This window comes from Flavobacterium piscinae, assembly GCF_004122145.1.
Lineage (GTDB): Bacteria > Bacteroidota > Bacteroidia > Flavobacteriales > Flavobacteriaceae > Flavobacterium > Flavobacterium piscinae.
The window spans coordinates 23,436-35,977 of record NZ_SBKQ01000005.1 but is presented as its reverse complement, the minus strand read 5'-3'; the positions used below and the strand labels follow the sequence as shown (position 1 = coordinate 35,977).

Here is a 12,542-nt window from a genome sequence, read left to right as displayed (position 1 = left end):
ACTTTAACAAATATTTTGTTTAAATAATTTTGATAAAAGTTAAACAAAGCAGTATCTTTACAGTCAATAAATTAGACCAATAATGACAGCAACAAAGAAAGCATCATCAAAGAAAAAGCCGATTACCGACGATGAAATTATAAGCGTATACATGGATCAGGTGTTACAACACAATGCAGAACCTAAAAATGTATATCAATTTTGTCAAGAAAATAAAATCGTAGAAAGTGATTTTTATGCTTTTTATGGCTCGTTGGAAGCATTGAAACAAGACATTTGGTTGAAATTTTTTGAAAATGTAAAAAATACAGTGGAGACGGATAAGAATTATGATACTTATTCTAACAAAAACAAATTACTTACGTTGTATTTTTCATTGATTGAAATTTTGACATTAAACAGAAGTTATGTGGTGTTCGCTTTGAAGGAAGAAAAGAACATGTTGAAAAATTTACAACAATTAAAAACTTTTCGAAACCATTTTAAAAGTTTTATCGTAGATATGATGAACACGCAGACTTCGGAAGAGGATTTTAAAGTCAACAAGATTGCAAAACCGCTTTATGTAGAAGGTGCTTGGGTTGAGTTCTTATTTATATTGAAATTTTGGTTGGACGATACTTCCAAAGGATTTGAAAAAACCGATGTGATGATTGAAAAAGCAGTAAAAGCTACTTTTGATGTGTTAGACACCACTCCATTGGACAGTTTAATGGATTTGGGAAAATTTGTTTGGAAAGAAAAATTTAATTAATAGCCGTTGAAAACTTTAGATAAAATACCAACCAACAAAATTGAACGTGCCGGGCAATTGGTGAAAACCGGTTTGAAAGTAGGAGGGAACTACATAGCCTATTACGGTGAAAAAGTGGTGAATCCAAGTTTGACTAAAGATAAATTGAACGAGAATAATGCAGAGGATATCTATGACGGACTCAAAAACCTGAAAGGAAGTGCGTTGAAAGTGGCACAAATGCTGAGTATGGAGAAAAACATTATGCCAAAAGCCTATGTGGAAAAGTTTTCGTTGGCACAATTTTCGGTGCCGCCGTTGAGTGCTCCCTTGGTAAGAAAGACATTTAAAAATTATTTGGGAAAATATCCTGAACAACTATACGATTCGTTTACGCCTGATTCAATTAATGCGGCCAGCATCGGTCAGGTGCACAAAGCCGCAAAGGATGGGAAAAATCTTGCTGTGAAAATTCAATATCCGGGCGTAGCGGAAAGTATTAGTTCAGACTTGGCAATAGTGAAACCTTTTGCTATTAAGATGTTCAACCTCCAAGGAAAAGATTCGGAGAAATATTTCAAGGAGGTTGAACATAAATTAATGGAAGAAACAGATTATGAGTTGGAATTAAAGCAAGGAAAATTTATCTCCGAAGCGTGTGCAATGATACCGAATTTGAGATTTCCAACCTATTATGAAGAGCTTTCGTCAAAGCGAATTTTAACGATGGATTGGATGGAAGGTGAGCATTTGTCAGAGTTTACGTCCCACAATTCGGATAAAGCTAAAGGAGATAGATTAGGACAAGCATTATGGGATTTTTATATGTATCAAATGCATCATTTAAAACAAGTGCACGCCGATCCACACCCAGGAAATTTTCTAATTGATGAGAATGCGAATTTGATTGCGATTGATTTTGGTTGTATCAAACAAGTTCCGGAGGAATTTTATGTGCCTTATTTTGAATTGGCAAGACCGGAAGTGATTGGAAATCCAAAGTTATTTAATGAGAAGTTATTTGAATTAGAAATATTGCGGACTGATGATTCACCTAAAGAAATTGAGTATTTCACAGGATTATTTCATCAATTGTTGAGTTTATTTACGCAACCGTTTCACGGTGATTTCTTTGATTTTTCAGATGAAAAATTTTTTGGAGCGATTGCAAAAATGGGCGAGGAGTTTTCGAAAGACACCCAATTGCGAAAAATGAACGGAAACAGAGGTTCAAAACACTTTTTATACATTAACAGAACGTTCTTTGGTTTATATAATGTTTTACACGATTTAAAAGCAAGAGTGAAGACCAAAGAATTTGAAAAATACATTCCCAACTAAATTTTAGTTGTTTATATAAAGTTTGTTTATTTATTGGTTAGGTTGACAAGAGCGACACTCCACGTTTGAGTTTTGTCGCTCTTGTTCTTTTTTAGAAATTCATAAACAACGTAATTGTGAATGGAACACGGATTCAACGGATGAAATTGATGCAATTGGATTTTGATAGCTTTGCTATAATAGATGAAAATGGATTTACTTAGTATTTATTTTCTTTGAAACACTAATCTGCCAAAAATCTTCTCCCATTGACTAATTGCCTAATGCCCAAACCAACGCTTTCTCTTTCGTAGCCCGATAAATGGTATGATGCTTTTCTTTAGGTTCGTTGGAATATGTCCATTTTAAGTTAGTAGGATTTACTTCAGTCAGGATTTTCGCTAATTCTTTTGTGTGTTTTGCGATGTCTTTCGCATTGGAACCGGCAAACCAAAATTGTTTGGGAGATGTAGGAAACTGAGCCAAATTGGATTTTGCGTTTTTAACCAAATGTTGATTATTCCACCACAGCGAAGGATCCATCGCAATATAAAAATCAAACATATCGGGATGGTTAAATAGCGTTTCTACGATGAAAAGTCCGGCTAGTGATTCACCAATGATTCCTTTTTCAGCTTTGGTGCGGTAGCGTTTCTCTACTTCTTTAAAAAGTTCTTTGTTCATAAAAGTTCTAAACTTTTCTGCACCGCCAATTACCGGTGCAACTTTCTTGTCTTCTTCCACTTCGGTAGGACCGGAAAGGTCTCTGCGACGCACCGTGTTTTCAATACCAACTAAAATGACTGGTTTGATTCGTTTACTTTCGATTAGCTGTGCCAACGTATTGGCAATATGCGGAAAATCTTCCTTGATACCACCATCAGGCATATACAAAACAGTCAGAGAGTCACTACTTTTTTTATAATTTGGTGGTGTCCACACATTGATTGTTCGAGTTTCACTCAGTATTTTGGATTCTATTGTAAACGAATCGTGAGTTGGAATCGGATCTTGCGGTTGAGCATTGTTTTGGCAAGCGATTAATAATAAACAGGCTAAGAATACATAAATGTTTTTCATATATTTATATTTTAATTATATTAGACGGTATAAACTTTTATAGACCTACTTTTTAATTATCAATTCAAAACTAACCGGAGATGTTTCTTTTAAAACTTGACTGTAGGAAAGTTTTCCGTCATAAGAATAATAATGTTTTTCAACGACAAGTCCATCTGGAAAGTTTTTTTTCTCTCTCCAAACCTCAAACGCAAGCGGTTCGTTAAAAAAGGGTTTCATCTTGATATTTGTATCTACTAAATAGATTTCATAACCAATTTTTTTGCGTTTTGCTCTTTTAGGATTTAATGAGGAAAGTTTTATTTGAGTATATTTCTTTTCACCTATTATTGTATCGTTCATTTTAGAAAAAAAATAATGCTCTTTAGCTATATTTTTTCCACTCCAATTAGTTGTGAGGGAGTCCGGAATAACAACTTTCCCCGGGCTTTTATAATTTCCTTCCAAATTTAGCATTATCGTCATTTTGTTATTGTCTCGGAAATAGAATTTCATGGTGTCTTTTTCAAGATTATAAGTAACAGCATGAAAATGATTATTTTCGCTGTTGGTATAAAAGTGTTGAATCTTTCTAGTATTATTTTTTACGGAAATATTTTCATAAACTAACCGATAATCAAATTGATAGGTTTCGTTAAAATGAATAAAAAGCCAGGTTATAAATAAAAAAGTAGTTTTCATTTCTTTTATTTTCTTTTGTAATCTTGAGCTGCAATTTAATAGTTTTTACTAGAAAAGTAAAAAAAAACCTAGTTTCTAGGAGTCACTTTTAAAATTATATAGTATTTTATTTTATGGAAATCACACCCCAAACTGCGTTAAATGATGGTTCAAATGTTTATAAAATAAAACATTCCATTCCTTGGAGGACATTTTTCCAAACGAGTGGTTTTCTTTTCCTTCAAAATACGATTCGCCCAATTCTTGACATTTGCGAACATACGCAATGAGTTTTGCTTTTTCTGTTTCAAAATCTTTTGATCCCACTATAACAAACTCAGGAGAAGTCCGACTGTTTTTGGGATAAGGTTTTTCTCCCGTTACCATTTTTTTAATGAAAGTCTTTAACATAAAACCCATTATTAAGCCGGGTTTTTTAAACTTTTCGGGTTCAAATGTATACGAATAAGCGACATTGCAATGAGCAAGCATTTGGTCGGCATTCATTTTTCCCCATAATGGTTGCTGGGTAGGAGTGATTTGATTGATGCGGCTTATTAATTCTTGGGTTACTTCTGGAGTAAAAATGTTTTTGGTCATAAAATTACTGTTTTATCTTTTTTGAAATAGCTAAATAGAAAAAATAATTATACAAATTAAACAAATAAAAATAGTAGAACTCACCAGAGAAAAAATCTTTGAATTACTTTTTTGATCTTTTGAATATTTTTTATTTAATTTATTGAGAAAGTTTCTACCTTCTACTTTTCTTGTTTCCACATCTTTAATTTCCAGTATTTTATCCAAATTTGAATTTCTATAACTGCTATTTTTTATAGGTACAAAGTCAATTGTTTTAGTGTTTTCTTTTAATGTAAAAACACTAGTAATTGTTAAAATAACAATAAATAAAAGTGAAGTTTTTAATCTTAGGTTTCTCATCTAATTTAAGTTATTATACTTCGGTATATAAAGTCTATTAAGTTAGTAATAAATATAAAAAACAAAAACAACTACTTTATAATAGTTTTATTAAGAGGTCTTTAAAGTTTACCTAATACATATATTCAGTTATTGTGCTTTTTTTTTCGCCGTTACAATCGTGTGAATATCAAACTCCGTTTTCGAAGTTTTATACTTCACTTTAAACGTATTTATTTCTTCAAATTGAAAACGATTCAATTGTTGTAAAATGTCTTCTAATTTGTGGTAATAAAAATAAACACGTCCGCTGCTACCCACTTTAAAATCAGATTTTTCAGGATCGCCTTCTACAAAACTTAAATAAATCAAGCCATTTTCGTTTAATAAATCATATGTGTTTGCAATTAGTTCGTTGCACTCCGTTTGCGATAAATAGGGCAAACAAAACCCACCAATAATGCCGTCATAGTGTGTGTCAAGCGAGTGAATGTCTCGACTATCCATTACCGCAAAATCTGCTGTTGGGTTGTTTTGCTTTGCTAGTTCAATCATATTGGGTGCAATATCAATTCCAAATATGTCAAAGTCCGGTCTTTTTGACAAAATATATTTCGTGATGTTGCCTGGTCCGCAACCAATTTCCAACAGTTTGGCTTTGGGTTTGTCAATTGTTTTGCAAATAAAATCGTACGTATCATTATACAAGTCTAATTCCATAAACTTGTCTTGGTATAGTGAAGCAATGTTGTTCCAAGTGTGAAATGTTTCCTTGTATTTGTCCATTGTTTGGTGTTTTATTTTCTTTTTGGAGATAGAAAATAGTTGAATAGTATGGAGATTAAGAGCTAATGTTTGCTCTAGCGTTGGTTATTCTAGTTTTGAAAAGGTATCATAGCTTAAAAAGTCCTTTCTGCTTATGGTAAATAATGGTACTCCGTTTTCATCTAAAATGATGCCTATAGTTTCGTCATTTTTTGGAAAATAAATTTGGTATTTGGCACCATTGTTTAGTAAAATAGTATAGTTGTCAATTGTTCTTTCAGTTGATCCCTGATGACCCATACCTGTTTGAATAAAAGTATGTTGGACTGTATTTCCTGAAATCTCTTTTATAGTAATTTTTTTTTGCAAAAAAGTAATTTCATATTTGTCTCCCTCTAAGTTAACTGCTTTCCATTTGCCTTGATAATCTTCAGAGCTTCCGCAAGAGTAAAGTAAGAGAAGTAAACAGTTCACTAAAACTAATTTTATTTTTTCCATGGTATAATATAAAAAATTATGGATAATATAAAGTACACTTTTCTAGTTTGGGTGTCACAATCATAAACAATTTGTTTATTAAATTCTTCCAAAGATAGAAAATAGTTGCATAAGTTGGGTTGGTTTGTTGCGAGGTGTGGAGACATCTTTGAGCGGGGAGACTTACCTGAATACCAAAGCCTTTCAAAAGTATATACAGTATATGACTAATATATAAATTGCAGTAAATTAAACAGAGTTTATCGTGCCTTTTAAAAACAATAAGTAGGGATAAAATATAAACCCAATGACCATGCATACACATGGTCATACAGTTTCGGGTTTACTAAATAGGAAGTAAGTTACTTTATAGGGCTTCCAAAAAATGAACTTTTGCTACACTGTCCTAAGTAGGCACAGTTGTAGTTATCTAATTTGTTGTACTTCAAAGAAGGTTTTGGTAGCAAACGAGTCGATGGCTACAGTAGGTTGGTAGTTTTGTACATAAATTTCCACAGTACCGCCAGCGGCTAAGTTCACCATGCAATTAATGTTTCTGTGAACAGGACCATTGTTGTAATGGTTTCCGGTAGTTTCTTGATATAATGTACCGTTAACATACACACCAATGGAGTAAAATTGGCCATTGCTTTGGTTGTCTGTATGAAACCCGGCATTCACTTGATAGATTCCGGCAGTAGCAGCCGTAAATGTACCACCTGCAAATTCAGATTTTGTATCAATAACCGTGGTGTCAAAATTTATTTTTTCCCATCCTGTAATGCCCAACGTCTGATTAGCACTCAAGTTAATTCGCATAGCTGATAGTGTAGTCAAAGGATTAGGAACCCAAGAAGCATTTCCGGTAGCATCACTTTGCAAAATATAATTAGCTGTAGCTCCGTTTGTCATTTGAAAAGTGGTGGTAGTGGTATTTCCTGCCACGTTCACACTCGTGCCATTGTCAGTGATAATTCCGTCTACTAGGGTAGTGCCATCCCACTTCGGAACTGCATTTGCCGTAACGGAAGAAACTTGCGGATCGGTTTCGGTAACAGTCAATGCACTCGGGTTTACCCAAGATAATACGCCCGTTGCATAGGTTTGCAAAATTTGAGTATCAGCACCTCGAGTCGCCGGAAATTGATATCCAGTTCCGGTAGGATCACCAATTTGGAAAGTACTGTTTGTTCTTAGAATTCTAGTGGGAGCAAATTCTCCATAAATCAATGAAGTGGCCGGTGTTGAATTTGTATTTGAAATATATAATTTATTTGAACCAGTTTCTGCCAAACCTGCTTGATAACCTAAGGCTACATTTCCTGATCCGGCTGCAACGTTCAGTAAGGCACTATGTCCTACAGCTGTATTATTTGTACCAGTAGTGTTTGTTAAAGCGTTATATCCAACAGCTACGCTTCGAGCGGTAGCAGCATTGGCATCTAAAGCATTTGCTCCAATAGCAGTGTTTTGAGCACCCGTTGAAAAGCCACCTGCATTATACCCAACAAATGTTCCATCCGATGATGTTGCTGCAAAACCTGCATCACGTCCAACTGCTGTATTGCGGGAACCAGCACTGTTGTTGTTTAATGAACCTGCACCTACAGCTGTGTTATTTGTCGCCCCAGCATTACCTTGTAAAGCATTCCAACCTACAGCTGTATTGTTAGAACCGGAGTTGTTAAATAAAGCATGCCATCCGATTCCAGTTGAATTACTTGCAGTTGAAGTTGCACCAAACATGGCTTCCCAACCAATCACGGTGTTGGCACTTCCGTTGTTTCTTCCAAGTGATCGCTCACCAATAGCAACATTTTGAACTCCTGAGGTCGCTGTAGAATGTGCCTGATATCCCATTGAAGTATTTGAAGCTCCGGTTGTAAGAGCGGATGATGCTTGTGTTCCTACCGCGGTATTAAAACTTGCTCGATTATTATTTAATGCTTGAAATCCTAAAGCGGTATTATCCGATCCTACCAAGTTGTTTCGTAAAGTTTGGAATCCTATTCCGGTATTGTTGCTACCCGTGGTATTTCCTCGCATTGCCTCAAAGCCAACTCCGGTGTTGTTGTTGCCGCTGGAATTGGTTCGTAATGCTTCAAATCCAAGAGCAGAGTTGGCACTTCCGGTGTTTAATGTTAGTGCACTATTTCCAACACCCGTGTTTTGTATTCCGGTGGTATTGGTGGCTAAAGTACCGTTTCCAACGGCAACATTATTGTCGCCTGTGTTGAGTACCAAAGCATTATTTCCAAAAGCGGAACTATTTGTTGCTGTACCTGCTGTTAATGCTCCAACTCCAAACGAGGTGCTAGTTGTAGCTATTTTTCCTGCTGCCACATTATTTCTTCTAAAAGCAACATCCACATTATTTCCTGCTGCAGTTCCCATAAAATTAACATTGTCTACAATATCGGTATTTCCTGTAATTTGCCAACCTGAACCACCTGTGGCTATTCTTATCCAAGGGCCTGTAGCCGTGCTTAGATAATAAAATCCCGGGGTTACATCACCGGTTGTGGCGGTATTGTAAACTAATTCAGATATTGTTCCTGTTGAAATGGTTACTGTTGTTGTATTCACTAATGCCACTCTTGGAATCAAAAGCCCTTCATCAGTTGAAGTAATTTCTAAAGCTGCTGTTGGAGTGGTTGTCCCTATTCCAACTTGTGCATTTATACTATTTACTACTGAATTAAAAAATAATAGTGTGAATAAGATTTTAAAGTTTTTCATAACTGTTTTTGTTTTCACCTTTCGTGACATGCTCTCTTTTGCTTCTAAGAAAATATTTAGTAGAAAAAACAAATTAAAAATACCTCTCAGTTAAGAGAGGCATTTTAATTTGCTTAAATTATAAAACTTAATTTTTAATCATTCGTATACTTCTCGTTTCTTCTCCTTGTGTTACAATCACATTGTAAACTCCGGATGGATATTGATTACCGAATTGGTAGTTGGTAACGTCTTGAGCTTTTACCTCTCTCACTTCTAAAAGTCTTCCTGCCATGTCATACACGGTCAAGCTTACTGCTTCAGTGTTGGATGTTCTCACATCAAGGGTAAAGCTTGTTGCAAATGGGTTTGGATATGCTACTGCTTTGAATTCATTCACAGTATCTGCATCCACTCTTGAAACCTCGTCTGTTCTACCAACTCCACCAGGAGTAATGATACTACACGATTTTCCATAAGGTCCCCAAACACCGTTTAATCGAATTGAAACGCGTACGGTATACATCTCTCCCGGTACTAAACCTGTGAAATTATTCAATGTAACTGTTCTTGTGGCTCTGTCTACTGTTTGGTTGTATGCTAAACTTACGTTTTCCAATAAGAATCGGTATTGTTCAACACCAGGGTAAGATTCTGCAAATAATGTTTCTGTGTTAGAACTTACTAAGTACTCATCACATTGTGCATCTTCCAAGCCAACAGTTGGGAACATAGGCGTAGTAATGTTACAAACAGCACCATATGATAAATACGTTCCGTCTGTATTTCTAACTGCTACTTCCACATTGTAAGTGGTATTGAATTCTACAGTAGCCAAATTAGTCATTCTAAAATCTCTAATCGGACGGTCAATGGTTTGTACATCGATTGGATTCAACGTATTCGTTACTCTGAATCGGTAACCCGTTGCAAAAGGTACAATATCAGCAAAAATTGAATTGTTCAAGTTACTGATAGCGGTATTACACTGAGAAGCTTGAATTTGCGTAGTGGTATCCGGTGTAGAAACAGTACATGGTGTGCCGTAGAACGGTTGCCATACATTATTGATTCTCACAGAAACTTCAACCGAATATTCGGTTGCAAAAGCATAGCTTGTTAATTGTGTAAAACGGAAAACACGTAAAGCTCTGTCAATGGTTTGTACTTCATTGGTTGATAAATTGGTTACTCTAAAACGGTATCCTTGTGCTCCCGCTACCAAGTTGGCATAAACATAACTGTCAATGGTTGGTAACGTTATTCCACACTGTGCCGGTTGAACAACCGATACTATTGGCGTACAACCATTATCGATGATGCCATCACAATCGTTGTCCCGACCATCGTAGCAGATTTCGGTCGCTCCCGGATAAACTGTGTCGTTAGTGTCGTCGCAGTCGCCCCCAACGGCTACATAGCCAATTGGTTGGTCAACAGCTAAAAGTGTGTCATTATCATCACCAAAACCATCGTCATCATTGTCAGCATACCAAAGAACAGGTGGAGGAGCTAATGTTGTTAACGAAGCAGTACCTGGGGAAGAGAATTGGTTCGTTTCAGTATTATATTGATATAAATAAAAAGTATAGTTTGTGCTTGGTGATAGCCCTGGAATATTAAATCCAAAAGGACTAGCTCCGCCACCATCACCTGCTGTTTCACCAAAATTATATTCTGTTGCAGTTGTTGGATCTACAGGAGCTGTTGCAGTTGGTGAATAAAATAATCTGTAGACAATGTTACCATCAACATTATTTGGACCGCAAGCTAAAAATGCTGTTGTTGCAGTTGGGTTAAATGCTACAAATCCAACTGGTTGAGCCGGTGGTGGAGGGAAAGCAAAATTCACTGTATAAGTCAATTGTACTGAAGGATCCTCGGCTGTAACTAATACAGTTGCACTACCTGGTAAAGTAGAAGCTTGTGTAATTACAGCTGATGCTAAACCATCGTTTGGTGTAGCTGATGTTATTTGAGGAATATCAATAGTACCGAATGGTATGTTATAAGTGTATGAAAGTTGAGAAGAATCAAATCCATCTACTGATGCAAAATCTACCTGTAAATCACTTAAAGTAGCATCTGTGCTTACACCTGGATTATTCCAAAAATACACATTATCTAAATAGATGTCAATTGGTGTTGTACTTCCTGGTCCATTTGCAGCAAATTTCATTTGTATCACATTATCCCATGTCATACCAATAAATAGACTTTTAGGCAAATCAACGCTAACCCATTGACCCTGAACATGATTGATAGTTACTAAAAATTCACCAGCACCAGTACCTGCGTTAATAGGGCTTACTTGAACTATTGCTGTGGATGTAGGTGCATTTGTCCAAAGGTCAACATGCAAAAATTCCATAGAAGACAAATCAGTTCCTGTAAGTTCAGTTCCTTGATAATTAAAATTAGGATAATGTAAGATGTTATTACCAGAACCTGATACAGCTTCAAAAGCAGTATTGACTAAAGTATGGCCTGATTGTCCCCAGTTAGGATCATAATTAGTTGCAATGTTTGTATATGTATCACTATAAACCGAAACTACATTAGCAGAATTCCGTGTTGGAATTGGTGCATTAGTTGTTGGTGGAACCAAAACCGGTGGAGGAGCTAATGTGGTATTTGTTGATGAAGCAGGAAGAGAATATGCTGATGTTACAGTATTATATTGATATAACCAAAAAGTATAATTCGTTGCTGAATCAAGACCTCCCAAAGCAAAACCAAATGCATTTGCACCATTTGCATCTCCAGGAGTACTACCAAACATATATTCTGTAGCAGTTAAAGGATCAACTGGTGCTGTTGCAGTTGGTGAATAAAATAATTTATAAACAATATCACCACCTGTATTATTTGATCCTACTGCTAAAAAAATACTTGATGAAGTCGGACTGACTGCAACAAATCCCACCGGCTGCGGTAATAAAGAACCTGAAAGAGTTGTTGCCGTTACTGCATTAGGAGAGGAGTATAAATCTGTTGTAGAATTATATTGGTATAACCAAAAAGTGTATTCTGTACCTGAAGTTAATCCCGTTAAGGTGAATCCAAATGCACTGAAACCATTTCCATCTCCCGGAGTACTACCAAAAGAGTATTGAGTTGCGGTTAATGGGTTTCCAGGAGCAGTTGCTGTTGGTGAGTAAAATAGGCGATATTCAATTTCTCCACCTACTTGATTAGGCCCAATAGCTAAAAATACACTCGAAGATGTCGGTGTATTTGCCACAAAACCAACAGGTTGTGCTGGAGGAGTTTCACCGCCTCCACCTTCGTTTAGAATAAGTTCAACATCATCAATATAAACAGCTTCAGTTGTATTGACTCCCATATTAGCCATATGAAAATTAAGTTGAGCGTTGTTATTAGTTGACGTAGCGTTAAATGTATAACTGTAAGTAGTCATCGTAGTGGTTAAAGCAACAGCATTATTTCTGAATTGATCATTCCAAATACCTGTATTTTGAATATTAACAGACATGGTTCTGTTTGCAGCTGCACGTGCTTTGAAGGTTAACGTGTATGACTCACCTCCTGTAAATGACAAGTTTGTTTGTTTGAGTTCCGTGTCCCAAGGATTTCCTGCAGCATTTGCAGTGCTGTAAAAAGCTTCTCCTGAAGCAACTACTCCAGGGGGGCCAAAAACCCAACCTGTAGTTCCATTTTCAAAATCACCATTGGTGAGTAAGTTCTGTGAAATTCCTATCATTGATAAGAATAACATAATAAGTAAAGTAAATTTTTTCATTATTAAATTGATTTTTTAGACATTCAAATTTAATTTTATAATATATACAATAGTTTTTTTATAACTGTACAAAAACTATACAGCCAATTAAAACGTTTTCGTTGA

General features: G+C 35.7%; 10 protein-coding genes. 2 read left to right on the top strand and 8 right to left on the bottom strand.

The genetic code is table 11. The annotated features are described in order from the left end of the window. The first annotated feature begins 82 nt into the window (after positions 1-82). On the top strand, positions 83-754 hold the full coding sequence (locus tag EQG68_RS05655) for a TetR family transcriptional regulator C-terminal domain-containing protein (protein ID WP_129463821.1): 672 nt from the start codon (positions 83-85) through the stop codon (positions 752-754). Between the two features lie 6 nt (positions 755-760). Then, a complete protein-coding gene (locus tag EQG68_RS05650) occupies positions 761-2,074 on the top strand; it encodes an ABC1 kinase family protein (RefSeq protein WP_129463820.1) in 1,314 nt (437 codons plus the stop codon). Positions 2,075-2,326: 252 nt separating this feature from the next. Here the strand turns inward: EQG68_RS05650 and EQG68_RS05645 are convergent, their stop codons facing one another. From EQG68_RS05645 to EQG68_RS05610, 8 genes are all read right to left on the bottom strand, one after another. After that, positions 2,327-3,133, bottom strand: a complete 807-nt coding sequence (locus EQG68_RS05645) for an alpha/beta hydrolase (RefSeq protein ID WP_129463819.1) — start codon at positions 3,131-3,133, stop codon at positions 2,327-2,329. Between the two features lie 45 nt (positions 3,134-3,178). After that, the gene (locus tag EQG68_RS05640; protein ID WP_129463818.1) at positions 3,179-3,814 is read right to left on the bottom strand and encodes a hypothetical protein; all 636 of its coding nucleotides are present in this window, start codon (positions 3,812-3,814) and stop codon (positions 3,179-3,181) included. A gap of 120 nt (positions 3,815-3,934) precedes the next feature. Then, positions 3,935-4,393 (bottom strand): DUF1569 domain-containing protein, encoded by a 459-nt coding sequence (locus EQG68_RS05635; RefSeq protein ID WP_129463817.1) that lies wholly within the window; start codon positions 4,391-4,393, stop codon positions 3,935-3,937. A gap of 30 nt (positions 4,394-4,423) precedes the next feature. Beyond that, positions 4,424-4,735 carry a hypothetical protein gene (locus EQG68_RS05630; RefSeq protein WP_129463816.1) on the bottom strand — a complete coding sequence of 104 codons (312 nt, stop codon included), beginning with the start codon at positions 4,733-4,735 and terminating at the stop codon, positions 4,424-4,426. 129 nt (positions 4,736-4,864) lie between these two features. Further along, positions 4,865-5,500 (bottom strand): class I SAM-dependent methyltransferase, encoded by a 636-nt coding sequence (locus EQG68_RS05625; RefSeq protein ID WP_129463815.1) that lies wholly within the window; start codon positions 5,498-5,500, stop codon positions 4,865-4,867. Between the two features lie 84 nt (positions 5,501-5,584). Next, positions 5,585-5,977 carry a hypothetical protein gene (locus tag EQG68_RS05620; protein ID WP_129463814.1) on the bottom strand — a complete coding sequence of 131 codons (393 nt, stop codon included), beginning with the start codon at positions 5,975-5,977 and terminating at the stop codon, positions 5,585-5,587. A gap of 405 nt (positions 5,978-6,382) precedes the next feature. Continuing rightward, positions 6,383-8,695, bottom strand: a complete 2,313-nt coding sequence (locus tag EQG68_RS05615; protein ID WP_129463813.1) for a beta strand repeat-containing protein — start codon at positions 8,693-8,695, stop codon at positions 6,383-6,385. Positions 8,696-8,822: 127 nt separating this feature from the next. Then, the gene (locus tag EQG68_RS05610) at positions 8,823-12,437 is read right to left on the bottom strand and encodes a carbohydrate binding domain-containing protein (protein ID WP_129463812.1); all 3,615 of its coding nucleotides are present in this window, start codon (positions 12,435-12,437) and stop codon (positions 8,823-8,825) included. Positions 12,438-12,542 lie beyond the last annotated feature (105 nt).

Bases quoted from the DNA above. Each gene is read 5' to 3' on its own strand.
- EQG68_RS05610 (WP_129463812.1), bottom strand. From the start codon at position 12,437: ATGAAAAAATTTACTTTACTTATTATGTTATTCTTATCAATGATAGGA.
- EQG68_RS05640 (WP_129463818.1), bottom strand. From the start codon at position 3,814: ATGAAAACTACTTTTTTATTTATAACCTGGCTTTTTATTCATTTTAAC.
- EQG68_RS05625 (WP_129463815.1), bottom strand. From the start codon at position 5,500: ATGGACAAATACAAGGAAACATTTCACACTTGGAACAACATTGCTTCA.
- EQG68_RS05645 (WP_129463819.1), bottom strand. From the start codon at position 3,133: ATGAAAAACATTTATGTATTCTTAGCCTGTTTATTATTAATCGCTTGC.
- EQG68_RS05630 (WP_129463816.1), bottom strand. From the start codon at position 4,735: ATGAGAAACCTAAGATTAAAAACTTCACTTTTATTTATTGTTATTTTA.
- EQG68_RS05620 (WP_129463814.1), bottom strand. From the start codon at position 5,977: ATGGAAAAAATAAAATTAGTTTTAGTGAACTGTTTACTTCTCTTACTT.
- EQG68_RS05655 (WP_129463821.1), top strand. From the start codon at position 83: ATGACAGCAACAAAGAAAGCATCATCAAAGAAAAAGCCGATTACCGAC.
- EQG68_RS05635 (WP_129463817.1), bottom strand. From the start codon at position 4,393: ATGACCAAAAACATTTTTACTCCAGAAGTAACCCAAGAATTAATAAGC.
- EQG68_RS05615 (WP_129463813.1), bottom strand. From the start codon at position 8,695: ATGAAAAACTTTAAAATCTTATTCACACTATTATTTTTTAATTCAGTA.